Source organism: Streptomyces flavofungini (assembly GCF_030388665.1).
GTDB classification, from domain to species: Bacteria; Actinomycetota; Actinomycetes; order Streptomycetales; family Streptomycetaceae; genus Streptomyces; species Streptomyces flavofungini_A.
Genome location: NZ_CP128846.1, coordinates 6,261,872 through 6,286,346 on the forward strand (window position 1 = coordinate 6,261,872; position 24,475 = coordinate 6,286,346).

General features: G+C 72.7%; 17 protein-coding genes. 13 read left to right on the top strand and 4 right to left on the bottom strand.

Features of this window, described 5'->3' with window-relative positions:
* The first annotated feature begins 117 nt into the window (after positions 1–117).
* Complete coding sequence (locus tag QUY26_RS26575) at positions 118–2,007, top strand: AMP-dependent synthetase/ligase (protein WP_289950892.1); 1,890 nt, start codon at positions 118–120, stop codon at positions 2,005–2,007.
* A gap of 72 nt (positions 2,008–2,079) precedes the next feature.
* Here the strand turns inward: QUY26_RS26575 and QUY26_RS26580 are convergent, their stop codons facing one another.
* Complete coding sequence (locus QUY26_RS26580) at positions 2,080–2,664, bottom strand: response regulator (RefSeq protein WP_289950894.1); 585 nt, start codon at positions 2,662–2,664, stop codon at positions 2,080–2,082.
* Between the two features lie 13 nt (positions 2,665–2,677).
* Positions 2,678–6,934 carry a HAMP domain-containing protein gene (locus QUY26_RS26585; protein WP_289956073.1) on the bottom strand — a complete coding sequence of 1,419 codons (4,257 nt, stop codon included), beginning with the start codon at positions 6,932–6,934 and terminating at the stop codon, positions 2,678–2,680.
* A gap of 873 nt (positions 6,935–7,807) precedes the next feature.
* On the opposite strand from QUY26_RS26585, the gene QUY26_RS26590 reads away from it, so the two are divergent.
* Together QUY26_RS26590 and hemW are read left to right on the top strand one after the other, a co-directional pair.
* The gene (locus QUY26_RS26590; RefSeq protein ID WP_289950897.1) at positions 7,808–9,715 is read left to right on the top strand and encodes an ATP-binding SpoIIE family protein phosphatase; all 1,908 of its coding nucleotides are present in this window, start codon (positions 7,808–7,810) and stop codon (positions 9,713–9,715) included.
* Positions 9,716–9,791: 76 nt separating this feature from the next.
* Positions 9,792–11,024 carry a radical SAM family heme chaperone HemW gene (gene hemW / locus QUY26_RS26595; RefSeq protein ID WP_289950898.1) on the top strand — a complete coding sequence of 411 codons (1,233 nt, stop codon included), beginning with the start codon at positions 9,792–9,794 and terminating at the stop codon, positions 11,022–11,024.
* A gap of 142 nt (positions 11,025–11,166) precedes the next feature.
* Here hemW and QUY26_RS26600 read toward each other — a convergent pair whose 3' ends face one another.
* Together QUY26_RS26600 and QUY26_RS26605 are read right to left on the bottom strand one after the other, a co-directional pair.
* Positions 11,167–11,985, bottom strand: a complete 819-nt coding sequence (locus QUY26_RS26600) for a DUF3097 domain-containing protein (RefSeq protein WP_289950899.1) — start codon at positions 11,983–11,985, stop codon at positions 11,167–11,169.
* Between the two features lie 23 nt (positions 11,986–12,008).
* Positions 12,009–12,770 carry an MBL fold metallo-hydrolase gene (locus QUY26_RS26605; protein ID WP_289950900.1) on the bottom strand — a complete coding sequence of 254 codons (762 nt, stop codon included), beginning with the start codon at positions 12,768–12,770 and terminating at the stop codon, positions 12,009–12,011.
* 314 nt (positions 12,771–13,084) lie between these two features.
* Here QUY26_RS26605 and hrcA point away from each other — a divergent pair, with 314 nt between their 5' ends.
* The 10 genes from hrcA (at position 13,085) to QUY26_RS26655 (ending at position 24,437) form a co-directional block, all read left to right on the top strand.
* Positions 13,085–14,101 carry a heat-inducible transcriptional repressor HrcA gene (hrcA, locus tag QUY26_RS26610; protein ID WP_289950901.1) on the top strand — a complete coding sequence of 339 codons (1,017 nt, stop codon included), beginning with the start codon at positions 13,085–13,087 and terminating at the stop codon, positions 14,099–14,101.
* Entirely contained in the window at positions 14,102–15,241 is a 1,140-nt protein-coding gene (gene dnaJ / locus QUY26_RS26615) for a molecular chaperone DnaJ (protein ID WP_289950902.1), read from the top strand.
* A gap of 243 nt (positions 15,242–15,484) precedes the next feature.
* Positions 15,485–16,558 carry a nitronate monooxygenase gene (locus tag QUY26_RS26620; RefSeq protein ID WP_289950904.1) on the top strand — a complete coding sequence of 358 codons (1,074 nt, stop codon included), beginning with the start codon at positions 15,485–15,487 and terminating at the stop codon, positions 16,556–16,558.
* Positions 16,555–17,304, top strand: a complete 750-nt coding sequence (locus tag QUY26_RS26625) for a 16S rRNA (uracil(1498)-N(3))-methyltransferase (protein ID WP_289950905.1) — start codon at positions 16,555–16,557, stop codon at positions 17,302–17,304. Before QUY26_RS26620 ends, QUY26_RS26625 begins: the two co-directional genes overlap by 4 nt.
* A gap of 22 nt (positions 17,305–17,326) precedes the next feature.
* Positions 17,327–17,728, top strand: a complete 402-nt coding sequence (locus tag QUY26_RS26630; RefSeq protein ID WP_289950907.1) for a VOC family protein — start codon at positions 17,327–17,329, stop codon at positions 17,726–17,728.
* 183 nt (positions 17,729–17,911) lie between these two features.
* Positions 17,912–18,436, top strand: coding sequence for a hypothetical protein (locus QUY26_RS26635; protein ID WP_289950908.1), 525 nt, complete (start codon positions 17,912–17,914; stop codon positions 18,434–18,436).
* A gap of 45 nt (positions 18,437–18,481) precedes the next feature.
* On the top strand, positions 18,482–21,730 hold the full coding sequence (locus QUY26_RS26640; protein WP_289950910.1) for a S41 family peptidase: 3,249 nt from the start codon (positions 18,482–18,484) through the stop codon (positions 21,728–21,730).
* Positions 21,731–21,999: 269 nt separating this feature from the next.
* Positions 22,000–22,353 (top strand): histidine triad nucleotide-binding protein, encoded by a 354-nt coding sequence (locus tag QUY26_RS26645; RefSeq protein WP_289950911.1) that lies wholly within the window; start codon positions 22,000–22,002, stop codon positions 22,351–22,353.
* A 129-nt stretch (positions 22,354–22,482) separates the two neighbouring features.
* Complete coding sequence (locus QUY26_RS26650; RefSeq protein WP_289950912.1) at positions 22,483–23,391, top strand: ribonuclease Z; 909 nt, start codon at positions 22,483–22,485, stop codon at positions 23,389–23,391.
* A gap of 44 nt (positions 23,392–23,435) precedes the next feature.
* A complete protein-coding gene (locus QUY26_RS26655) occupies positions 23,436–24,437 on the top strand; it encodes an adenosine deaminase (RefSeq protein WP_289950913.1) in 1,002 nt (333 codons plus the stop codon).
* Positions 24,438–24,475: the final 38 nt, after the last annotated feature.

Genomic DNA, 24,475 nt, shown 5'->3' on the forward strand with positions numbered 1-24,475 from the left:
CTCTGCTCGTAGGTTACTCGCAAGTTAAACAAGTGCCCGGAGAGGCGCGAGAGCGCAGGACACAGCCAAGCAGAACACCAGTCAGTAGCACGCACCGTCGCGGGCCCGGAGGATGTCGTGAGCGACACACAGACCTTGATCGAGAACCGTCCGCCGTCCGTGGCGCACCTCTTCCTGGAACGGGTCGCGGCCACACCCGACGCCGAGGCCTACCGCTATCCCGTCCCGGCGGCGTCGGGCGAGGGCCCCGACGACTGGCGGGCACTGAGCTGGGCTCAGGCCGCCGAGCGGGTCTTCGCCATCGCGGCCGGCCTCGTCGAACTGGGCCTGAACCCCGAGGACCGGGTGGCGCTGGCCTCCGCGACCCGCGTCGAGTGGATCCTCGCCGACCTGGGCATCCTGTGCGCCGGAGCGGCCACGACGACGGTGTATCCGCAGACCAACGCCGAGGAGTCCGCGTTCATCCTCGGTGACTCCGGCAGCCGCGTCCTGATCGCGGACAACGCCGAGCAGCTGGCGAAGGCGCGGGAGCAGCGGGCGAACCTGCCCGAGCTCAAGCACGTCGTGGTGTTCGACGCCGACGGCGTGGCACCTGCGGCGGACGACCCCGAGGGCTGGGTGCTCACGCTCGCCGACCTCGAAACCCGCGGTGCCGCCTACCTGGAGAAGAACCCCCAGGCGGTCAAGGAGCGGATCGACGCGATCAGGCCCGATCACCTCGCGACCATCATCTATACGTCGGGGACCACGGGCCGTCCGAAGGGCGTGCGGCTGCCGCACGACAACTGGTCGTACATGGCCAAGGCCATCGCGGCGACGGGGCTGCTCACGCCCGACGACGTGCAGTACCTGTGGCTGCCGCTCGCGCACGTCTTCGGCAAGGTGCTGACCAGCGGACAGATCGAGCTCGGACACGTCACGGCCGTCGACGGCCGCGTGGACAAGATCATCGAGAATCTGCCGGTGGTGCAGCCCACGTACATGGCCGCCGTGCCGCGCATCTTCGAGAAGGTCTACAACGGCGTCGCGGCCAAGGCGCGGGCCGGTGGCGGCGCGAAGTACAAGATCTTCCAGTGGGCGGCGGAGGTCGCCAGGGAGTACGCGAAGACCAGCCAGGACAACTTCCGCAGGACCGGGGTGGCCTCGGTGCCGTTCGGGCTCGGCGCCAAGCACACGGTCGCCGACAAGCTCGTCTACGGCAAGCTGCGGGAGGCCTTCGGCGGGCGGCTGCGGGCCGCGGTGTCCGGGTCGGCGGCGCTCGCGCCCGAGATCGGATACTTCTTCGCGGGCGCCGGCATCCACATCCTGGAGGGCTACGGCCTCACCGAGACCTCCGCCGCGTCCTTCGTGAACCCCGGTGAGGCCTACCGCACCGGCACCGTCGGCAAGCCGCTGCCCGGCACCGAGGTCCGGATCGCCGACGACGGCGAGATCCTGCTGCGCAGCCCCGGCGTGATGGAGGGCTACCACGGCCAGCCCGAGAAGACGGCCGAGGTCCTTGAGTCCGACGGCTGGTTCCACACCGGCGACATCGGGGAGCTGTCCCCCGACGGCTATCTGCGGATCACCGACCGCAAGAAGGACCTGATCAAGACCTCCGGCGGCAAGTACATCGCGCCCGCCGAGGTCGAGGGCCAGTTCAAGGCCGTGTGCCCGTACGTCTCCAACATCCTCGTGCACGGCGCCGACCGGAACTTCTGCACCGCGCTCATCGCCCTCGACGAGCCGTCCCTGATGGGCTGGGCCGAGGAGAACGGACTCGGCGGCAAGTCCTACGCCGAGGTGATCGCGGCCCCGGCGACGGTCACCCTCATCGAGGGCTATGTGAAGCAGCTCAACGACGGGCTGCAGCGCTGGCAGACCGTCAAGAAGTTCAGGCTGCTTCCCCGCGACCTCGACGTCGAGCACGGCGAGCTGACGCCCAGCCTGAAGCTCAAGCGGCCGGTCGTGGAGCGCGAGTACAAGGAGCTGATCGAGGAGATGTACGCGGGCTCGCGCGAGGCCTGAGCCCGCGCGTGCGTGCGGTGGTGAGCGCGCGCGGGGGCGGGCGGGGCCCCGGAGCCCGGGGCCCCGCACCGCTCAGGTGGCCCGCCCGCGCCGCATCTCCCGTACCAGTTCCTCCATGTGCGCCACGTGGTGGCGCAGTTCGAGCACGTCGGTCAGGCTGCTCGCCGCCATATGTCGCTCGATCGCGGACAGCCGTTCGGACAGTTCGTCGAACTGCACCTGCTCGCGCGCCAGCATGCGTTCCAATTGCTGGTTCTTGCGGTGCAGTTCGAGGAAGACGGTGACCTTGGCGCGCAGCACCCAGGGGTCGAAGGGCTTGGTGAGGTAGTCCGCGGCGCCTGTCGCGTAGCCGCGGAAGGCGTAGCCCGCGTCGTTGTCCGTGCCGGTCAGGAAGATGATCGGCACGTCCTTCGTCTGGTCGAGGCGCTTGATGTTGGACGCGGTCTCGAAGCCGTCCATGCCCGGCATCCGCACGTCCAGGAGGATCACGGCGAACCGCTGCCGCAGCAGCGCCTTCATCGCCTCCTCCCCGGAACGGGCCCGTACGAGCGGCTCGTTGAGGGAGCCCAGGACCGCCTCCAGGGCCATCAGGTTGTCCTCCATGTCGTCGACCAGGAGGATGCTGGCGCGGTTGTCGGTCGGCGCCTCTGTGCTCATGGTGACAGGTGCCTCACTCAGTCATGGGCGGCGCGACAGGCTCCCCCTGCGTGTCGCGGCGCTCCGAGTCAACGGGTTCAGAGGGTTCGACGAGGTCGGCCTGGCCGATGGGGGCGACGGGGCCGACGAGACCGGTGGGGCCGACAGGGGTGGTCAGGTCGGCGGGGCCGGACTCCCGGCGGTCGGCGGCCGGCGGCACCGGCTGCTCCGGGTCGGCGGCAACTTCGAGGGCCGCGTTGGACTGCTTGTAGAACGAGGCGCCCTCCGGGTCCAGGAGAGAGCAGACGGCCACGAGCAGTTGGTCCACGTCCACCGGCTTCGGTACGTAGTCGGTGGCCCCCTGCGAGATGGCCTTCTCGCGGTCGCCGGGCATCGCCTTCGCGGTGAGGGCGATGATCGGCAGGCCGGTCCAGCGGGGGGCGCGGCGGATGGCGGCGATGGTCTCGTACCCGTCCATCTCCGGCATCATGATGTCCATCAGGATCAGGTCGATGTCGGGGTTGCGCTCCAGGGTCTCGACGCCCTCGCGGCCGTTCTCGGCGTAGAGCACCACCAGGCCGACGCGGCTGAGGACGTGGGTGAGGGCGAAGACGTTGCGGATGTCGTCGTCGACGATGAGCACCCGGCGGCCCGGCAGTATCCGCCCCGCGCGCCCCTCCTTCCACACCTCGAGCTTGGTCGGCGCCGGCCAGTTGTCGTCGGTCTCCGGCAGCGTGTGGGTGGTCGTGGTGGTCTCGTCGTGCGGGACCGGGACGGGCGCGGTGCGCGCGGAGGCGTACGCCGCGGCCGCCGCGCCGTGGCCGGGGTGCACCACGGGCACGTACAGCGTGAAGGTGGAGCCCTCGCCGGGCCTGCTCTCGGCGGTGATGCGGCCGCCGAGCAGACCGGCGATCTCGCGGCTGATGGACAGGCCGAGTCCGGTGCCGCCGTACTTGCGGTTGGTGGTGCCGTCGACCTGCTGGAACGCCTCGAAGATCACGGGGAGCTGTTCGGGCGGGATGCCGATGCCGGTGTCCCGCACGGCGAAGCTGATCAGGTCGCCGCGCTCGCTGAGCAGCGGGTCGGGGCACTGCGTGACGTGCTGCACGCGCAGCTCCACGCGGCCGTTCGCGGTGAACTTGACCGCGTTCGAGAGCAGGTTGCGCAGGATCTGCTGGAGCCGCTGCTCGTCGGAGAACATCTCCCTCGGCACGTTGTGGCCCACCGTCACGTCGAAGGAGAGGCCGCGGTCGATGGTGAGCGGCCGGAACGTGGCGTGCACATAGTCAAGGACCTTGATCAGCGGGAGCTTCTTCGGGCGTACGTCCATCCGCCCGGCCTCGATCTTCGACAGGTCGAGGATGTCGTTGATGAGCTGGAGCAGGTCGGAGCCCGAGCGGTGGATGGTGGTCGCGAACTGGACCTCCTGGTCGGAGAGGTTGTTGTCGGGGTTGTCGGAGAGCAGCCTGGCCAGGATCAGCAGGGAGTTCAGCGGGGTGCGCAGCTCGTGCGACATGTTCGCGAGGAACTCCGACTTGTACTGCGAGGAGGTGGCGAGCAGGGCCGCCTTCTCCTCCAGCTCGGCGTTGGAACGGCGCAGCTCGGCCTGCTGGCGCTGGAGCTCGTCCGAGCGCTCCTGGAGCTCGATGGCGAGCCGCTGGGACTCGCTGAGCAGCGACTCCGTACGGGAGTTGGCGATGATGGTGTTGATGGCGACGCCGATGGTGTTCACGAACTGGTCGAAGAACGCCAGGTGGACGTCGGAGAAGCGGGAGAACGTGGCCAGCTCGATGACGCCGAGCAGCTTGTCCTCGAACAGGATCGGGATGATGACGACACTGGCGGGCGAGGCGTCCCCGAGCCCTGAGTGGATCTTGATGTAGTCGGGCGGCACCTCGTCCAGGAGGATCCGCTTCTTCTCCAGGGCCGCCTGCCGCACCAGGCCGTGCGCGGGCATGCCGCCGGTGTCGACGAGGAACCCTTCCTCCTCGGTGGCGCTGCCCTGCGCGGAGCCGTACCCGGCGATGAAGGCGAGGCCCTTGGCGGGCGAGGCCTGCGGCGGCGCGGTGCCGTCCGCGTCCGGGTCGGCCAGGAAGAACGCGCCGTACCCGGCGTTCACCAGCGGGGTCAGCTCGCGCAGGATGAGGTCGGCGACCTCCATCAGGTCCCGGTGGCCCTGCATCAGGCCGGCGAGGCGGGCGAGGTTGGACTCCAGCCAGTCCTTGGCGCGGGTGGTCTCACGGAGGTTGGACACCATCAGGTTGATGTTGTCCTTCAGCTCGGCGACCTCGCCGCGCGTCTCGACGGTGATGGAGCGGGACATGTCGCCCTGTGCCACCGCGGAGGCGACCTCGGCGATCGCGCGGACCTGCGTGGTCAGGTTCAGGGCGAGTTCGTTCACGTTCGTGGTCAGGCGCTTCCACGTGCCGTACACGCCCTCGACCCGGGCCTGACCGCCGAGCTGCCCCTCCGAGCCGACCTCGCGGGCCACGCGGGTGACCTCCGAGGAGAACGACGACAGCGTGTCCACCATCGTGTTGATGGTGGTCTTCAGCTCCAGGATCTCGCCGCGCGCGTCCACGTCGATCTTCTTCGACAGGTCGCCCTGCGCCACGGCGGTGGCGACCTGTGCGATGTTGCGGACCTGGCCGGTGAGGTTGTCCGCCATGTAGTTGACGTTGTCGGTGAGGTCCTTCCACACCCCGGACACGCCGAGGACCTGCGCCCGGCCGCCGAGGCGCCCGTCCGTGCCCACCTCGCGGGCCACCCGCGTGACTTCGTCCGCGAAGGCACGCAACTGCTCCACCATCGTGTTGACGGTGTCCTTCAGCTCCAGGATCTCGCCGCGCGCCGTCACCGTGATCATCTTCGACAGGTCGCCGTTGGCGACGGCGGTGGTGACCTGGGCGATGTTGCGGACCTGGGAGGTGAGGTTCGAGGCCATGAAGTTGACGTTGTCCGTCAGCTCCTTCCAGACGCCGCTGACGCCGCGCACCTGCGCCTGACCGCCGAGGTTGCCCTCGGTGCCGACCTCGCGGGCGACGCGGGTGACCTCGTCGGCGAACGCGGAGAGCTGGTCGACCATCGTGTTGATCGTCGACTTCAGCTCCAGGATCTCGCCCTTGGCCTCCACCGTGATCTTCTTCGACAGATCGCCCTGCGCGACGGCCGTCGACACCAGGGCGATGTTGCGGACCTGCGAAGTGAGGTTGTCCGCCATGAAGTTGACGTTGTCGGTGAGGTCCTTCCAGACGCCCGACACGCCCCGCACGTGGGCGCGGCCGCCGAGGTTGCCCTCGGTGCCGACCTCGCGGGCGACGCGGGTGACCTCGTCGGCGAACGCGGAGAGCTGGTCGACCATCGTGTTGACGGTGTCCTTCAGCTCCAGGATCTCGCCGCGCGCGTCCACGGTGATCTTCTGGCTCAGGTCGCCGTTGGCGACGGCCGTGGTGACCTGGGCGATGTTGCGGACCTGGGAGGTGAGGTTCGACGCCATGAAGTTGACGTTGTCGGTGAGGTCCTTCCACACCCCGGACACACCACGGGCCTGCGCCCGCCCGCCGAGCCGCCCCTCCGTGCCCACCTCACGGGCGACACGCGTCACCTCCGCCGCGAACGCGGAGAGCTGCTCGACCATCGTGTTCACGGTGAGCTTCAGTTCCAGCAGCTCACCGGTCGCCTCGACGGTTACCGTGCGGGTCAGATCGCCCTGTGCCACGGCCGTGGTGACGAGCGCGATGTCGCGGACCTGCGCGGTCAGCCGGGAGGCCATCGTGTTCACGGCCTCCGTCACGTCCCGCCAGCTCCCGGAAAGGCCGCGGACCTTGGCGCGCCCGCCGAGCCGCCCCTCCGTGCCGACCTCGCGGGCCACCCGCGTGACCTCGCCCGTGAAGAGTGACAGCTGGTCGACCATCGTGTTGACGGCACGCCCCAGGCGCCGCAGGTCGCCGCGCAGCTCCCGGGAGCCGTCGTGCAGGTCGACGCGCTGGGTGAGGTCACCGCCCGCGACGGCGTTCAGGACGCGGGTCGCGTTCGTGGCGGGTGCGACCAGCGAGTCCAGGAGCGAGTTCACCTCGATGATCCGGGTGGCCCAGCTGCCCTGCCCCGGGCTCGCCGTGAACCGCGTGTCCAGGCGGCCGTGCCGGACCATCTCCCGGCGTACGCGCAGGAGTTCGCCGTCGAAGTGCGTGGAGCGGTCCACCAGTTCGTTGAACACCGTGACCAGCTCGGCGACCAGGCCCGAGCTGGTGTGCGGGGCCTTGGTGAACTTGCCGTCGCGGGCGGCCCGCATGGCGGCGAGCAGGGCGCGCAGATCGGCGGCGGACGTGTCCGACGGGTCGCCGAGGATCGTCTCGGGGGTGAAGGCGGGGCCCGGATCCGGCGTGCGGGTGGGCCTGGGCCGGCGTTTGGGCGAGCGCCTGGCCGGGGCCGCGGGCGGTGCTGCGGCCGGAGCGGGGGCCTTGTGGGCCTCCGCGTCCTTGGGGCGGGGGGCCTCGCCGGACGGGGGTGTCCGGCCGGGCAAGGGCGCGTGGCCGGACGGGGGTGTCCGGCCGGACGGGGGCGCGTCGCTGAACGGGGGCGGCTCCCCGGCCGGGGACGGGATCTTGGCGCGGACGGAGCGCCCGGGGCGCTGCTCGGCCGCGGAAACCGAGTGGGCGCACTCCGGTGCCGAGGGTGTGGGCGAGGCGTCGAGCGCCGGTCGCGCGGACGCGCGCGGGCTGCCCGGAGCCACCGCTCCGGGCCCCTTCTGTGTCTCAAGTCCCGGTATGTCAGCGGAAGTTGACGGTGACAGAGGGTCAGGGGGCGTGGGCTGCGACGGCGATGAGGCGCAGTCCACGCCGCCCGCGTCGGCTGGCCGGATCTCGCCGGGCGCCACCGCCGAGGTCCGGGGCCGGCACCGGCCGCCCGGATCCGCGATGGCCGGTGGGGGCGTCGCCCCGGGAGCCGCAGGGGCGCCCGGCGCCGAAATCCGCACAGGAACGCCCGTATCGGCGGATGACGGAATCTGACCGCGTCCGAGCGCGGGCGTAGCGCTGTTCTCACTCATGGTGGCCCACTTCGGTAACTCGGTGCTTATGGGCCCAGTCAGTCTGTCACTCTGTTCGTGTCGCCTGAGGCGTATTCGTCCGAACTGCTCAGGAGCCGCACTGTGGGGGCCATTCCGATGCAACGGGAGACTACTTTTCGTGCTTCCGCCCAGCCCGCGGCGCGCCCCGGAACACGGGCCGTGGTGCGCACGTCCCTGCCCGGAAACCCCCTGGCTCCCGCCGCGGCCCGCCGGTTCGTCCGCGCGGCGCTCGCCGACTGGACCGAGCTCGGCGCGCCCGCCGTGACCGGCGTCACCGACCGGCTCGCCGACGACTCGGTGCTGCTCGTCAGCGAGTTGGTGACGAACGCCGTCGTGCACGCGGGCACCGCTGTCGACGTCCTGTTCCGCTTCGACGAAGGCGCCCCCGGGGAGAACACCGACGCCCTGGTCGTCGAGGTGTCCGACCATCACCCGGCGCGCGCCGTGCGCAGCGAGCCCCGCGCCCCGCAGCCCGGCACCCCCGAGTACGGCCGCGGCCTGCAACTCGTCGCCACCCTCTCCGAGTCCTGGGGCATCACCTACCGCTCCGGCACCAAGACGGTCTGGGCCCGCCTGCCCGTCGAAGGGCTCCCCGTCGCCGAGGAGTTCGAGACGTACGCCGGTCAACAGGCCCCGCACCGCGGCCTGCGCGCCGCCGAGATCCTCGCGCCGATGCCCAAGACCACCACCCACGACACCGACTGGATCAACCGCGGCGCCCTCACCTTCCTCGCCGAGGCCTCCGACCTGCTCGCCGGACAGTTCGACGAGAACCTGGTCGCGGCCCTCGCCGGCCAGCTGCTCGTGCCGCGCCTCGCGGACTGGTGCGCGGTCTGGCTCGACGACGAGGCCGAGGGCCCGGGGCGCGCCCCCGGCGGCCGCGCTCCCGGCACGCGCCTCGCGCGCGTCTGGCACACCAGCGAACACCGCATAGAGGAGCTGCGGAGGCTCCTGGAGAAGGAGCCGCCGCGGCTGACTGACGCGGTGGGCTCCGGCGCGGTGGCCGCGCTGTGGCCCGGGGACGCCCTTGGCGGCGGCGAAACGGGCGGTGCGGCCCTCGCGTACCGCCTGGTGGCGGGCGGCAGGCAGCTCGGCACCCTGGTCATCGGGCGGGCCGGGCTCATGCGCTTCCCCGACGAGGTCGCCGGGCTCGTCGAGGACTTCAGCCGCCGCGTCGCCCTCGCCATCAGCGCCGCCCGCCGCTACCAGCGCCAGGCCACCATCAGCCAGGTCCTCCAGCGCGGCCTGCTGCCGAGCGCCGTCGCGGAGATCCCCGGCGTGGAGAGCGGCATCGTGTACGAGCCCCGGGAGCAGGGCGGGCCCGGCGGCGACTTCTACGACGTGTTCCCCGCCGGGCAGGGCCGCTGGTGCTTCGCCCTCGGCGACGTCCAGGGCAAGGGGCCGGAGGCGGCCGTCGTCATCGGGCTCGCCCGGCCCTGGCTGCGGCTGCTCGCCCGCGAGGGCTACCAGGTCGCGGAGGTCCTCGACCGCCTCAACCAGCTCCTCCTCGACGACGCCACGGAGGCCGCCGACGCCGCCGCGGCCGTCCTCGCCGTCGCCGGCGGCCAGGACGAGCCCACCGACGGCCCCACCTCGCGCTTCCTGTCCCTCCTCTACGGCGAGCTGGTGCCCTTCGACGGCGGCGTGCGGTGCACCGTGGCGTGCGCCGGGCATCCGCTGCCGCTGGTCCTCGGTGCCGACGGGCAGGTGCGGCCCGTGGCGGCGCCGCAGATGCTGCTCGGTGTCGTCGACGACGAGTCGTACACCAGCACCACCTTCGAGCTGCGCACCGGTGACACGCTGCTGTGCGTCACCGACGGGGTCACGGAGCGGCGCTCGGGACTGCACCTCTTCGACGACGGGGACGGGCTCGCCAAGGCCCTCGCGGGGTGCGCGGGCCTGGACGCGGGGCTCGTCGCCGAGCGCATCCGGCGGCTCGTCCACGAGTTCTCGCAGCGGCCGCCGGACGATGATCTGGCGCTCCTCGTGCTCAGGGCGAAGTGATCGGTGGGGTGCCTTCGCGGAGCGCCCCGGGAACGCGGGGACCGGCAACCCCGGCGCGTCCGGGACAATGGCAGACATGCCTTCCGTACTGCCCGATGGTGAGCCCATGCCCGAGGACGGGGCGCTACCCGCTTCCGCCCTGGTCGGAGCGGGTGAGCGGCCGCTCGGGTGCTATCTGCACGTGCCGTACTGCGCGACCCGCTGCGGCTACTGCGACTTCAACACCTACACCGCCACCGAGCTGCGCGGCAGCGGCGGCGTCCTCGCCTCCCGCGACAACTACGCCGACACCCTGATCGACGAGATCCGTCTCGCCCGCAAGGTCCTCGGCGACGACCCGCGCCCCGTACGGACCGTGTTCGTGGGCGGTGGCACGCCCACGCTGCTCGCCGCCGACGACCTCGTACGGATGCTCGCCGCCGTACGCGACGAGTTCGGGCTCGCCGACGACGCGGAGATCACGACCGAGGCGAACCCGGAATCCGTCGACCCCGCCTATCTGAGCGCCCTGCGCGAGGGCGGCTTCAACCGTGTCTCCTTCGGCATGCAGAGCGCCAAGCAGCACGTCCTGAAGATCCTCGACCGTACGCACACGCCCGGGCGGCCCGAGGCCTGCGTCGCCGAGGCGCGTGCGGCGGGGTTCGAGCACGTCAACCTCGACCTCATCTACGGCACCCCCGGCGAGACCGACGACGACTGGCGGGCCTCCCTGGACGCCGCCATCGGGGCCGGGCCCGATCACGTATCCGCGTACGCGCTGATCGTCGAGGAGGGGACGCAGCTCGCCCGGCGGATCCGGCGCGGTGAGGTGCCCATGACCGACGACGACGTGCACGCCGACCGGTATCTGATCGCCGAGGAGCGGCTCTCCGATGCCGGGTTCCACTGGTACGAGGTGTCCAACTGGGCCACCTCCGAGGCAGGGCGGTGTCTGCACAACGAGTTGTACTGGCGGGGCGCCGACTGGTGGGGGGCCGGGCCGGGGGCCCACAGCCATGTGGGGGGTGTGCGGTGGTGGAACGTGAAGCACCCCGGCGCGTACGCTGCCGCGCTCGCGGGGGGTCGGTCGCCCGGGGCCGGGCGGGAGGTCCTGTCGGACGAGGATCGGCGGGTCGAGCGGGTGCTGCTTGAGCTGCGGCTGCTTGAGGGGTGTCCGTTGTCCCTCCTGAAGGAGGCGGGGCTTGCCTCCGCGCGGCGGGCGTTGGCTGATGGGTTGCTGGAGGGTGGGCCCTTCGTGCAGGGGCGGGCCGTGCTCACCCTGCGGGGGCGGTTGCTTGCCGACGCCGTCGTGCGGGACCTTGTCGACTGAGCGTTCCATATGGGGCTGCGCCCCTTGCCCCCTTTCGGCGCTTCGCGCCTCGTCCTCAAGCGCCGGACGGGCTGACATGGCCTCGTCCTCAAGCTGCGGGTGGGCGGAGACGGCCTCGTCCGGTGCCTGACACGAGGGTGGGCTACGGCGCCGTCACGAAATCGATCAGTTCCTCGACCCTCCCCAGCAGCGCCGGCTCCAGGTCCTTGTACGTGTGGACCCTGCCCAGGATGTGCTGCCAGGCCGCGCCCGTGTTCTCCGGCCAGCCCAGGGCGCGGCACACCCCCGTCTTCCAGTCCTGGCCGCGGGGGACCCGGGGCCAGGCCGTGATGCCCACCGAGGACGGCTTCACCGCTTCCCACACGTCGATGTAGGGGTGGCCGACGACCAGGGCGTGGTCGCTGCTGACGGCCGCGGCGATGCGGGACTCCTTGGAGCCGGGGACCAGGTGGTCGACGAGGATGCCGAGGCGGGCGTCGGCGTCGGGGGCGAACGCGTCGACGATGGCGGGCAGGTCGTCGATGCCTTCCAGGTACTCGACGACGACCCCCTCGATGCGCAGGTCGTCGCCCCAGACCTTCTCGACCAGCTCGGCGTCGTGCCGCCCCTCCACGTAGATGCGTCCCGCGCGGGCCACCCGCGCCCGCGCGCCGGGAACGGCGAGGGAGCCGGACGCGGTGCGCGCGGGCTGCCTGGGTGCGGCGGCCGCCGCGGGGCGTACCAGGGTGATCACCCTGCCCTCCAGGAGGAAGCCGCGCGGCGCCATCGGGAACACGCGGTGCTTGCCGAAGCGGTCCTCCAGGGTCACCGTCGGCCCCTCGGCGGTCTTCTCGCAGCGGATCACCGCGCCGCAGAAACCCGTGGTGACCTCCTCCACGACCAGGTCGGCCTCGGCGGGCACCTCGGGGACGGCGGCCGGCTTCTTCCAGGGCGGGGTCAGGTCCGGGTGGTAGCTGCGCATGGGCCAGACGTTATGGCATGGCGTCAGGCGACACCGAACCGCCGGGCCAGCTCGTCGCGTTGGCGGCGTACGAAAGCGGCGTCGACGACGGCCCCGTGCCCGGGCACGTACAGCGCGTCCGGGCCGCCCAGGTCGAGGAGCCGGTCGAGGGCGGCGGGCCAGTGCCGGGGCGCCGCGTCCGGACCTGCCTGCGGTTCGCCGGACTCCTCGACCAGGTCGCCGCAGAAGACGACCTCGGGTTCGCCCGGGCCGCCGGGCACGAGGACGGCGAGGTCGTGGCCGGTGTGCCCGGGGCCGACGTTGGCGAGCAGCACCTGGAGGCCGCCGAGGTCCAGGGTCCGCTCCCCGCACACCAGGTGGTGGGGCCGGACCAGGAGGTCGGCGGCCTCGGCCGCGGCGGCCGGGTCGACTCCCTGGGCGACGGCGTCGGCGCGCAGGCCCTCGCGGTCGTGGTCGAGGACGGTGTCGAGGCCGACGGCGCCGAACACCTCGACGCCCGCGAACGCGGCGGCGCCGAGCACGTGGTCGAAGTGGGGGTGGGTGAGGGCGAGATGGGTCACGCGCCGGTCGCCGCCGAGCAGCCGCCGGGCGTCGGCGCGCAGCCGGGAGCCCTCGCGCAGGCTGGACCCGGCCTCGATCATGAGGGCGGCGCCGGTGCCGACGACGAGCCCGGCGGTGCAGTCCCACACCGGCAGCCTGCACCGGCCCACGCGCGCGGCGAGCCGTTCCCAGCCCGCCTCCTGCCAGGCCGGGGCGGGAGCGGGGGAGGGCGTGGTCGTGTCCATGGGGTGACGCTAACGCCGACGAGGCGGGGAGGGCAGGACGGGGGCGGGGCGACGGCGGGACGGCGGCATCCCGCGGCACGACGCGGGAGGGACGGCGAGGGACCGCGAGGCAGCACGGGGAGGGCCCCCGTCAGCATGACAAGGCAGGACAAGGGCGGCACCCGTCGGCATGACAAAGAGGTCGGCCCTTGCCGGGCCTGTACCCACCGGCCGTACACTGACTCGGTGAAGGCTGGCACTCGCCCGGGGTGAGTGCCAGGGAGAGGGGCCACCACCGGGGGGCTCGGGGCGAAGACGGCAGCTGGAGGTGCGCGATGCTCAGTGAACGCAGGCTGGAAGTGCTGCGCGCCATCGTCCACGACTACGTGGGCACGGAGGAGCCGGTCGGCTCCAAGGCGCTCACCGAGCGGCACCACCTCGGCGTCTCCCCGGCCACGGTCCGCAACGACATGGCCGCGCTGGAGGAGGAAGGGTTCATCGCCCAGCCGCACACCAGCGCCGGGCGCATCCCGACCGACAAGGGGTACCGCCTGTTCGTGGACCGGCTCGCGGGCGTCAAGCCGATGACGGCGCCGGAGCGGCGCGCGATCCAGAACTTCCTGGACGGCGCGGTCGACCTGGACGACGTCGTCGGGCGCACGGTGCGGCTGCTCGCGCAGCTGACCCGGCAGGTCGCGGTGGTGCAGTATCCCTCGCTGACCCGCTCCACGGTGCGGCACGTGGAACTGCTCGCGCTGGCCCCGGCCCGCCTGATGCTGGTCCTCATCACCGACACCGGACGGGTCGAGCAGCGCATGATCGACTGCCCGGCGCCGTTCGGCGAGACGTCGCTCGCGGACCTGCGGGCACGGCTCAACAGCCGGGTCGCGGGCCGCCGCTTCACAGACGTGCCGCAGCTGGTGCAGGACCTGGCCGAGTCCTTCGACAAGGACGACCGGGGGACGGTGACCACGGTCCTCTCCACCCTTCTCGAAACGCTCGTGGAGGAGACCGAGGAGCGGCTGATGATCGGCGGCACCGCCAATCTCACCCGCTTCGGACATGACTTTCCCCTCACCATCAGGCCGGTCCTGGAGGCACTGGAGGAGCAGGTCGTCCTCCTCAAGTTGCTTGGTGAGGCGACGGATTCGGGCATGACCGTCAAGATCGGGCACGAGAACGCCCATGAGGGGCTCAGCTCCACGTCGGTGGTCTCCGTCGGCTACGGTTCGGGGAGCGAGGCAGTGGCCAAGCTGGGCGTGGTCGGACCGACCCGCATGGACTATCCGGGAACGATGGGAGCAGTACGCGCAGTGGCACGTTACGTCGGACAGATCCTGGCGGAGTCGTAAGTGGCCACGGACTACTACGCCGTACTAGGCGTGCGCCGCGACGCTTCCCAGGACGACATCAAGAAGGCCTTCCGGCGGCTCGCTCGCGAGCTGCACCCGGACGTCAACCCCGATCCGAAGACGCAAGAGCGCTTCAAGGAGATCAACGCCGCGTACGAGGTGTTGTCGGACCCGCAGAAGAAGCAGGTCTACGACCTCGGTGGCGACCCGCTGTCCCAGGCCGGCGGCGCCGGTGGCGCGGGCGGCTTCGGAGCGGGTGGCTTCGGCAACTTCTCCGACATCATGGACGCGTTCTTCGGCACGGCGTCGCAGCGCGGGCCGCGCTCGCGCACCCGGCGCGGGCAGGACGCCATGATCCGCCTGGAGATCGACCTCGAAGAGGCGGCCTTCGGCACCACGAAGGACATCCAGGTCGACACGGCCGTCGTCTGTACGACGTGTTCCGGCGAGGGGGCCGCGCCCGGCACCTCCGCGCAGACCTGTGACATGTGCCGCGGCCGCGGCGAGGTGTCCCAGGTCACCCGGTCCTTCCTCGGCCAGGTCATGACCTCGCGGCCCTGCCCGCAGTGCCAGGGCTTCGGGACCGTCGTGCCGACGCCGTGCCCCGAGTGCGCGGGCGACGGGCGGATCCGGTCCCGGCGCACGCTCACCGTGAAGATCCCCGCCGGTGTCGACAACGGCACCCGGATCCAGCTCGCCGGTGAGGGCGAGGTCGGCCCCGGCGGCGGCCCCGCCGGTGACCTCTACGTCGAGATCCACGAGCTGCCCCACTCCGTCTTCCAGCGGCGCGGGGACGATCTGCACTGCACCGTCACGCTGCCGATGACGGCGGCCGCGCTCGGCACGAAGGTGCCGCTGGAGACGCTGGACGGCATGGAGGAGGTCGACATCCGGCCCGGTACGCAGTCCGGGCAGTCGATCCCCCTGCACGGGCGTGGTGTCACCCACCTGCGCGGCGGGGGGCGCGGTGACCTCATCGTGCACGTCGAGGTGCTCACGCCGTCCAAGCTCGACCCCGAGCAGGAACGATTGCTGCGGGAGCTCGCGCAGCTGCGGGGCGAGGAGCGGCCCACGGGGCAGTTCCAGCCGGGGCAGCAGGGCCTGTTCTCCCGCCTGAAGGACGCGTTCAACGGGCGTTAGCTGTAGGGGGCTCGACGAGCGGCCCGGGGTGAGCGTGGGATCCACGTTCACCCCGGGCCGTTTCGCGTGGTGGACCTGGGCGGACCAGCTGCCCACAGCGAGGGACGTCCCCGCCCGCCCCGGTGCGGGATGACGGGTGGGCGGGTGGAGGGCATCCGCCGCGGAGCGGCGGGACAGGGCGGAGGACGAGCCCCAGGCGGACCCTGGACGAGGCGCCCCCGCCAGACGTGGCACGATGCCGGTATGTCCTCCGCGTTCACCGATCTCTGTCGCTATCCGATCGTGCAGGCCCCGATGGCGGGTGGTGGCTCGACGCCGCAGCTCGTGGCCGCGGTCGCCGAGGCCGGAGGGCTGGGCTGCCTGGCCGCCGGGTACAAGACCGCCGACGGGATGTACCAGGAGATCAAGCAGGTCAGGGGCCTGACGGCGCGGCCGTTCGGGGTGAACCTGTTCATGCCGCAGCCGGAGTACGCCGACCCCGCCGCCGTAGAGGTGTACCGCAATCAGCTCGCGGGCGAGGCCACCTGGTACGAGACGCAGCTCGGCGACACCGAGGGCAAGCGCGACGACGGCTACGACGCGAAGCTCGCGATCCTGCTCGACGACCCGGTGCCGCTGGTGTCGTTCACGTTCGGCTGCCCGACCCGGGAGGTCGTCCAGGCCTTCGACCGCGTCGGCACCCGCACGGTCGTCACCGTCACCACCCCCGAGGAGGCCCGGGCGGCCCAGCGGGCGGGCGCCGACGCCGTCTGCGTCCAGGGCATCGAGGCGGGCGGCCACCAGGGCACGCACCGTGACAACCCGGAGGCGGACGGCTCCGGCATCGGCCTGCTCAGCCTGATCGCGCAGGTCAGGGAGACGGTGCGGCTGCCTGTGATCGCCGCGGGCGGCCTGATGCGCGGCGGTCAGATCGCCGCGGTCCTCGCCGCGGGCGCCGACTTCGCCCAGCTCGGCACGGCGTTCCTGGTCACGCCGGAGTCGGGCGCGCAGCCGCTGCACAAGCAGGCCATGACGAACCCGCTGTTCGGGCACACCGAGCTGACCCGGGCGTTCTCGGGACGCCCCGCGCGCGGCCTGGTCAACCGCTTCATGCGCGAGCACGGCCCGTACGCCCCGGCCGCGTACCCACAGGTCCACTATCTGACGGCCGGGCTCCGCAAGGCCGCGGCGAAGGCCGGTGACCCGCAGGCCATGGCGCTGTGGGCGGGCCAGGGCCACCGCCTGGCGCGGGCGCTGCCCGCCGGGGAGCTGATGGAGGTCCTGGTCGCCGAACTCGACGAGGCGAAGGCGGCGTTCACCGCGCGGGGTGCGGTGTGACGGCGCCGGTCTTCGTCGTCGAGGACTTCCGGGGCGCGGCCCCGGGCAGCGCGTACGTCCTGGACGGCCCCGAGGGGCGGCACGCCGTGTCCGTGAAGCGGCTGCGCGCGGGCGAGGACGTCGTCCTCACCGACGGCGCCGGACGCTGGGCGCACGGCGTCGTCGCGGACGCCGAGGGCAAGGACCGCCTGACGGTGTCCCTGGACGCCGACGGCGTACGCGAGGAGGGCGTGGAGACGCCCCGGATCACCGTCGTGCAGGCGCTGCCCAAGGGCGACCGGGGCGAGCTGGCCGTGGAGACCATGACGGAGACCGGCGTGGACGCCGTCGTGCCCTGGGCCGCGTCCCGCTGCATCACGCAGTGGAAGGGCGAGCGCGGCCAGAAGGCGCTCGGCAAGTGGCGGGCGACGGCGCGCGAGGCGGGCAAGCAGTCGCGCCGGGTGCGCTTCCCACAGGTCGCGGAGCTCGCCACGACCAAGCAGGTCGCGGCGCTCCTGGCCGACGCGGACCTCGCCGCCGTCCTGCACGAGGAGGGCAGCGAGCCGCTGGCCACCGCCGCACTGCCCGTCGGCGGCCACATCGTCCTCGTCGTCGGCCCCGAGGGCGGCGTCGCCCCCGACGAGCTGGCGGCGTTCGCGCAGGCGGGTGCCAAGCCCTACCGGCTCGGGCGCAGCGTGTTGCGCACGTCGACCGCGGGCACCGCCGCGACGGCCCTCCTCCTCGGCCGCACCGGACGCTGGTCCTGATCGCCCCCCGAAAGGCATTCCCGTGGAACTCGCCCAGGTACGCCTGCTCGTCACCGACTTCCCCGCCTGCTACCGCTTCTACGCCGACGTGCTCGGCCTGAAGCCCCAGTCGGGCGCCGCGAGCGGACCGTACGAGAAGTTCAGCCCCACGACCGGATCCGCGGGCATCGCCTTGCAGGACCGCAGGGTGATGGCCGAACTCCTCGGCGAGCTGGCCGAGTCGGCGACCGGGCACCGCTCCCTGGTGGTGCTGCGCGTCGACGACCTGGACGCGTACTGCGAGCGGATCAGCGAGCGCGGCGCCGAGCTGACGCACGGGCCCGCGCCCATGACGGACCGGATGCGCGTCGCCCACCTCAAGGATCCCGAGGGGAACCTGGTGGAGCTCCAGGAGTGGCTGCTGCTGCGCACGGACCGCGCCTGACCGGACCCGAAAGGTCTGGGGCAGGGGCGGTCACTGGCCAGTTGGCCGCAAGCGGTCTACCGCCGTGCCGTCTGCGGTGGCACCCTGCCGCTCATGGGGGTATTGAGGCGAACACCGCGAACACCGTTACCGCGTTCCCGGTGGGCACGGCGGACACGGCGGACACGGCGGGTCCTCGTCGCCGTGACGGCCGCCGCGGCCACCGGTGCGGGACTCGCCGCGTGCGACCCCGTCGAGGGCAACATGAGCACGTCCGCCGTCGCGATCACCACCGACAAGATGGGCACGCTGGAGCTGGAGCGGCAGCACGCCGAGGTGGACTGGCTGACCTGCACGGCCTCGTTCGTCGGCAAGGACAGGAAGGCATCGGACTCCGACGAGCAGCGGGAAGCGGACGTCGACTGCCGGGGCCAGTCCGACGACGACAAGGTCATCACCATCAAGGGCCGGGTCACGGAGGTGCGCAACGGCGCCTGCGTCCGCGGGAACCTGACCGCCAGGGTCGGCCGCGAGGAGTGGTTCCGCGTCGACGCCCTGGGCAACTGCGACCACACGCCCGACGATGACGACAACGGCGATCAGGCCGATCACGACGGCGGCGACGACGGCCACGAGAACGACGGCGACACCGGGCACGAGAAGCCCGCCCCCGAGCCCACCGCCACCGTCACCGTGACCGAACAACCCCACGAGGAACCGGGCAAGTGATCCAAAACGACCCCGCCCCGCGCGGCGCCTGCCTAGGCTGACCGTGTGACTCAGCCTGCCTACCTCCGGTTTCCGCACCTGCGTGGCGAGTTGATCGCCTTCACCGCAGAGGACGACGTCTGGCTCGCCCCGCTCGACGGGGGCCGCGCCTGGCGGGTCAGCGCCGACAACGTACCCGTGACCCAGCCACGGATCTCCCCGGACGGGACCACCGTCGCGTGGACGTCCACGCGTGAGGGCGCCCCCGAGGTGTACGTCGCGCCCGTGGCCGGCGGCCCCACCCGGCGCCTGACGTACTGGGGCAGCGGGAAGACGTCCGTGCGCGGCTGGACCGCCGACGGACGGGTCCTCGCCGTCAGCACGCAGGGCGAGGCCTCGCTGCGCCGCACCCGGGCGCGCGCCGTGCCGCTCGACGGCGGGCCCGCCGAGGTGCTGCCGTACGGGATCGTCGGGGACGTCGCGTACGGCCCCGACGGACAAGTCCTGCTGCTCTCCGCGCCGATGGGGCGCGAGGCCGCCTGGTGGAAGCGGTACCGGGGCGGCACGGCGGGCAAGCTGTGGATCCGGCTCGGCACCGACGAGGCCGGACCCGAGCCCGGCTTCGCCCGGCTGCACGCCGACCTCGACGGGAACATCGAGTACCCGCTGTGGGTCGGCGACCGCGTCGCCTTCCTCAGCGACCACGAGGGCGTCGGCGCCGTGTACTCCTCGCTGCCCGACGGCACCGACCTGCGCCGCCACACGCCCGTCGGGGACGGCTTCTACGCCCGGCACGCCGCCACCGACGGCACCCGCGTGACCTACACCGCCGCCGGTGAGCTCTGGCTCCTCGACGACCTCTCCGACCGCGCGGACGCCGAGCCGCGCCGCCTGGACATCGTCCTCGGCGGGCAGCGCAACGACCTCCAGCCGCACCCGGTGAGCGCCGCCCGCTGGTTCGGGGCCGCCGCCCCCGACCACACCGGGCGCGGCAGCGCCGTCGCCGTGCGCGGCGCCGTGCACTGGGTCACGCACCGCGAGGGGCCCGCCCGCGCGCTCGCCGCCGAGCCGGGGGTGCGGGCCCGCCTTCCGCGCACCTTCCGGGTGGACGGCGAGGAGCACGTGGTGTGGGTGACGGACGCCGAGGGCGACGACGCCCTGGAGTTCGCGCCCGCGACCGGCCTCACGCCCGGCGCGACACCGCGGCGGCTCGCCGCCGGACAGCTCGGCCGGGTCCTCGCGCTCGCCATGGCGCCCGACGGCAGCCGGGCGGCGGTCGCCGCGCACGACGGGCGGGTGCTGATCGTGGAGCGCGAGAGCGGCGAGGTGCGCGAGGTGGACCGCGCCGAGCACGGCGAGGCCACCGGGCTCGTGTTCTCGCCCGACTCCGCGTGGCTCGCCTGGTCGCACCCCGGGCCGCGGCCGCTGCGCCAGCTCAAGCTCGCCAACACCGCCGACCTGTCGGTGTCGGAGGCCACCCAGCTCAGGTTCCGGGACTACAGCCCGGCGTTCACCCTCGACGGCAAGCACCTCGCGTTCCTGTCCGCGCGGTCCTTCGACCCCGTCTACGACGACCACGTCTTCGACCTCGCGTTCGTCGGCGGCGCCCGCCCGCACCTGATCACCCTCGCCGCCACGACGCCCTCGCCGTTCGGGCCGCAGCGGCACGGCCGTGCCTTCGACGCCCCGGACACCCCGCACGCCGAGACCCCCGACAGCGAGGGCACGCCCTCCACCCGAGTCGACCTCGACGGGCTCGCCGAGCGTGTGGTGCCGTTCCCCGTGGAGGCCGCCCGCTACTCCACGCTGCGCGCCGCCAAGGACGGCCTGCTGTGGCTGCGCCACCCCGTGCACGGCGTGCTCGGCGCCTCGCGTGCCACGCCGACCGACCCGGACCCCAGCTCCGAGCTCGAGCGGTACGACCTCACGCAGCACCGCGTGGAGGAACTCGCCGGTGTCGCCGAGCACTTCACGGTCACCGGCGACGGCAAGCGGGTGCTGCTGTGGGCCGACGGCAAGCTCAAGGTCGTGCCCAGCGACCGGCGGGCGTCCGGCGACGAGGACAGCGACACGAACATCACCGTCGACCTCGGCCGCGTGCGCCAGTACGTCGACCCGGCCGCCGAGTGGCGCCAGATGTACGACGAGGCGGGGCGCCTCATGCGGGACAACTTCTGGCGGCCCGACATGGGCGGCGTCGACTGGGACGCCGTCCTGGAGCGCTACCGCCCCGTCCTCGCCCGCGTCGCCACCCACGACGACCTCGTGGACCTGCTGTGGGAGGTGCAGGGCGAACTCGGCACCTCGCACGCCTATGTGACGCCGCGCGGCGGCTGGGGCGGCGCCGGTGCCCAGGGGATGCTCGGCGCGGACCTGTCGCGGGGCGCGGACGGGGCGTGGCGCGTCGACCGCGTGCTGCCGTCCGAGACGTCCGACCCGCACGCGCGCTCGCCGCTGGCCGCGCCCGGCGTCGCGGTGCGCGCGGGCGACGCGATCCTCGCCGTCGGGGGACGGCCCGTCGACCCGGTGACCGGGCCGGGGCCCCTGCTCGTCGGCACCGCGGGCAAGCCCGTCGAGCTGACCGTGTCGCCCGCGGGCGGCGGCGATCCCCGGCACGCCGTCGTCATCCCCGTCGACGACGAGGAGCCGCTGCGCTACCACGCGTGGGTCGCCGACCGGCGGGCCTACGTCCACGAGCGCTCCGGCGGCCGGCTCGGCTATCTGCACGTGCCCGACATGCAGGCGCCCGGCTGGGCCCAGATCCACCGGGACCTCAGGGTCGAGGTCGCCCGCGAGGGCCTGGTCGTGGACGTGCGCGAGAACCGCGGTGGGCACACCTCGCAGCTCGTCGTGGAGAAGCTGGCGCGGCGGGTCGTCGGCTGGGACCTGCCGCGCGACTCGGGGCCGTTCAGCTATCCCGGGGACGCGCCGCGCGGGCCCGTCGTCGCCGTCGCCAACGAGTTCTCCGGCTCCGACGGCGACATCGTGAGCGCCGCGATCAAGGCCCTCGGCATCGGTCCCGTCGTGGGTACGCGCACGTGGGGCGGTGTCGTCGGCATAGACAGCCGGTACCACCTCGTCGACGGCACGCTGGTCACGCAGCCCAAGTACGCCTTCTGGATGGAGGGGTACGAGTGGGGGGTCGAGAACTACGGCGTCGACCCGGACATCGAAGTCGTGGTCACGCCCGAGGACTCCGCCGCCGGGCGGGACCCGCAGCTGGACGAGGCGGTACGCGTCGCGCTGGCGGCGTTGGACGAGACCCCGGCGAAGGCTGCGCCCGCCTTGCCCGGGACCGGGGCGCCCTCGTCCTGAGGGGTGCCCCCCGCGGCCCCGGGGCCTCGTGCCCTGGGGTCGGCCCCGGCTCCGCCCCCGGCCGGGCCCCCTGCCGGGATTTCCCACCCGCCCACCCGTCTCGGCCGGACTCCCAGTCGCCCAGCGGCCCAGCGCCCCGTGCCCTCGACCCGCCCCCGGCCTCGCCCGCCTCCACCGCCCCCGCCCTCGACCTGCCGCCCCGTCACCCCCGCACCCCACCCCGATACCATGCGACGAAAGCGAACCCAGTGACCCGGGAGGGTGCCCCCATGGCGGGAGAACCGCAGGCCGACTGCCTGTTCTGCAAGATCGTCGCGGGTGACGTGCCGGCGACCGTCGTGCGGGAGACCGAGACGACCGTCGCCTTCCGCGACATCAACCCGCAGGCGCCCACGCACGTCCTGGTCATCCCCAAGGCGCACTACCCGGACGCCGCGTCGCTCGCCGCCGCCGAGCCGGGCATCGCCGGTGACGTGCTGCGCGAGGCCGGCGAGGTCGCCGCGGAGGAGAAGGCCGAGAGCTACCGCATCGTCTTCAACACCGGCTCCGGCGCCGGGCAGACCGTCTTCCACGCGCACGCCCACGTCCTCGGCGGTCGCGGCCTGCAGTGGCCGCCCGGCTAGCCGACGACAGCACCAGCAGAGCCAACAGCACCAGCAGCACCAACAGAGCCAGCAGAGCCAACAGCACCAACAGAACCGACGGGCACCGCCCTCCCCCGCGCCCGCCCCGAACAGCTGGGACAACCTCCTGTGTCCGCACGTGAATTGGTGGTCCTCGGCACCGCGAGCCAGGTACCGACCCGCCAGCGCAATCACAACGGCTACGTCCTGCTCTGGGACGGCGAGGGCATCCTCTTCGACCCCGGCGAGGGCACGCAGCGCCAGATGCTGCGTGCCTCCGTCGCCGCGCACGACCTGAACCGCCTCTGCGTCACGCACTTCCACGGCGACCACAGCCTCGGCCTCGCCGGCGTGATCCAGCGCATCAACCTGGACCGCGTGCCGCACCCCGTCACCGCCCACTACCCGGCGTCCGGACAGCGCTTCTTCGACCGCCTCCGGTACTCGACCGCCTACCGCGAGACGGTCGCCCTCACCGAGGCGCCGGTCGCCGCCGACGGCGTCGTCGCGAGCACCCCCTCGTACCGCCTGGAGACCGCGAAGCTCTCCCACCCCGTGGAGGCGTACGGCTACCGCGTCGTCGAGCCCGACGGGCGCCGCATCCTGCCCGCCCTGCTCGCCGAACACGGCATCAAGGGCGCCGACGTCGGCGTGCTGCAGCGTGAGGGCAGCCTGCGCGGAGTGACCCTCGAAGAGGTCAGCGAGGCGCGCCGGGGGCAGCGGTTCGCCTTCGTGATGGACACCCGGCTGTGCGACGGCGTGCACGCCCTCGCCGAGGGCTGCGACATGCTCGTCATCGAGTCGACGTTCCTCGACGAGGACCACCGGCTCGCCGCCGACCACGGCCATCTGACCGCGGGCCAGGCCGCGGGCGTGGCCCGGGACGCCGGGGTGCGCCATCTCGTCCTCACCCACTTCAGCCAGCGCTACGCCGACCCCGCGCTCTTCGAACAGCAGGCGCGGGCCGCCGGGTTCGAGGGCGAGCTGACGGTCGCGCGGGACCTGATGCGGGTGCCGCTGCCCAAGCGCAGGCCCTGACACCCTCAGCCCAGCCCCGAACCACCGAAGAGAAAAGCACCACCATGCCCCTCCCCAAGGCCGAACTGCACCTGCACATCGAAGGCACCCTCGAACCCGAACTCGCCTTCGCGCTCGCCGAGCGCAACGGCGTCGCGCTGCCGTACGCCGACACCGAAGAGCTCCGCAAGGCCTACCTCTTCGACGACCTCCAGTCCTTCCTGGACCTGTACTACGGCCTGATGGCCGTCCTGCGCACCGAGGCCGACTTCGAGGACCTTGCGGACGCCTACCTCGCGCGGGCCGCCGCGCAGGGCGTGCGGCACGCCGAGATCTTCTTCGACCCGCAGGCGCACACCGCGCGCGGCGTCCCCTTCGCCACGGTCGTCGAGGGCCTCGGCCGCGCGCTCGACCGCAGCGAGGAGCGGCACGGCGTCTCCACCCGCCTCATCATGTGCTTCCTGCGCGACCAGTCCGCCGAGTCGGCCCTCGCGACCCTGGCGGAGGCCAAGCCCCATCTGCACCGCATCACCGGCGTGGGCCTGGACTCCGCCGAGGTCGGCCACCCGCCGAGCAAGTTCGCCGCCGTGTACGAGGCCGCGGGCGCGCTCGGCCTGCGCAAGGTGGCGCACGCGGGGGAGGAGGGCCCGGCCGCCTATGTGCGCGAGGCGCTCGACGTGCTCGGCGTGGAGCGGATCGACCACGGCCTGCGCTGCATGGAGGACCCGGACCTGGTGGAGCGCCTGGTGCGGGAGCGGGTGCCGCTGACGCTGTGCCCGCTGTCCAACGTGCGGTTGCGGGCCGTCGACATCCTGGAGGAGCACCCGCTGCCGCGGATGATGGCGGCCGGACTGCTGTGCACCGTCAACTCCGACGACCCCGCCTACTTCGGCGGTTACGTCGACGACACCTTCCACGCCGTCCACGAGGCCCTGGGCATCGACCAGGAGGGGCTGCGCGAGCTGGCCCGCAACTCCTTCGAGGCCGCGTTCCTGGACGGGAGCCCCGAGGAGGAGGCGCTGCGCGCGCGGTACCTCGCGGAGGTCGCGGCCCACACGTTCGACTGACGGCCAACGGGAGTCCCGGCGGGGCGCGCGGGCCGTCG

Excerpts from the sequence above, each read along its gene's own strand:
- QUY26_RS26645 (WP_289950911.1), top strand. The coding sequence starts at position 22,000 with ATGGCGGGAGAACCGCAGGCCGACTGCCTGTTCTGCAAGATCGTCGCG.
- QUY26_RS26580 (WP_289950894.1), bottom strand. The coding sequence starts at position 2,664 with ATGAGCACAGAGGCGCCGACCGACAACCGCGCCAGCATCCTCCTGGTC.
- QUY26_RS26605 (WP_289950900.1), bottom strand. The coding sequence starts at position 12,770 with ATGGACACGACCACGCCCTCCCCCGCTCCCGCCCCGGCCTGGCAGGAG.
- QUY26_RS26600 (WP_289950899.1), bottom strand. The coding sequence starts at position 11,985 with ATGCGCAGCTACCACCCGGACCTGACCCCGCCCTGGAAGAAGCCGGCC.
- hemW (WP_289950898.1), top strand. The coding sequence starts at position 9,792 with ATGCCTTCCGTACTGCCCGATGGTGAGCCCATGCCCGAGGACGGGGCG.
- hrcA (WP_289950901.1), top strand. The coding sequence starts at position 13,085 with ATGCTCAGTGAACGCAGGCTGGAAGTGCTGCGCGCCATCGTCCACGAC.
- QUY26_RS26590 (WP_289950897.1), top strand. The coding sequence starts at position 7,808 with ATGCAACGGGAGACTACTTTTCGTGCTTCCGCCCAGCCCGCGGCGCGC.
- QUY26_RS26620 (WP_289950904.1), top strand. The coding sequence starts at position 15,485 with ATGTCCTCCGCGTTCACCGATCTCTGTCGCTATCCGATCGTGCAGGCC.
- QUY26_RS26585 (WP_289956073.1), bottom strand. The coding sequence starts at position 6,934 with ATGCGGGCCGCCCGCGACGGCAAGTTCACCAAGGCCCCGCACACCAGC.
- QUY26_RS26655 (WP_289950913.1), top strand. The coding sequence starts at position 23,436 with ATGCCCCTCCCCAAGGCCGAACTGCACCTGCACATCGAAGGCACCCTC.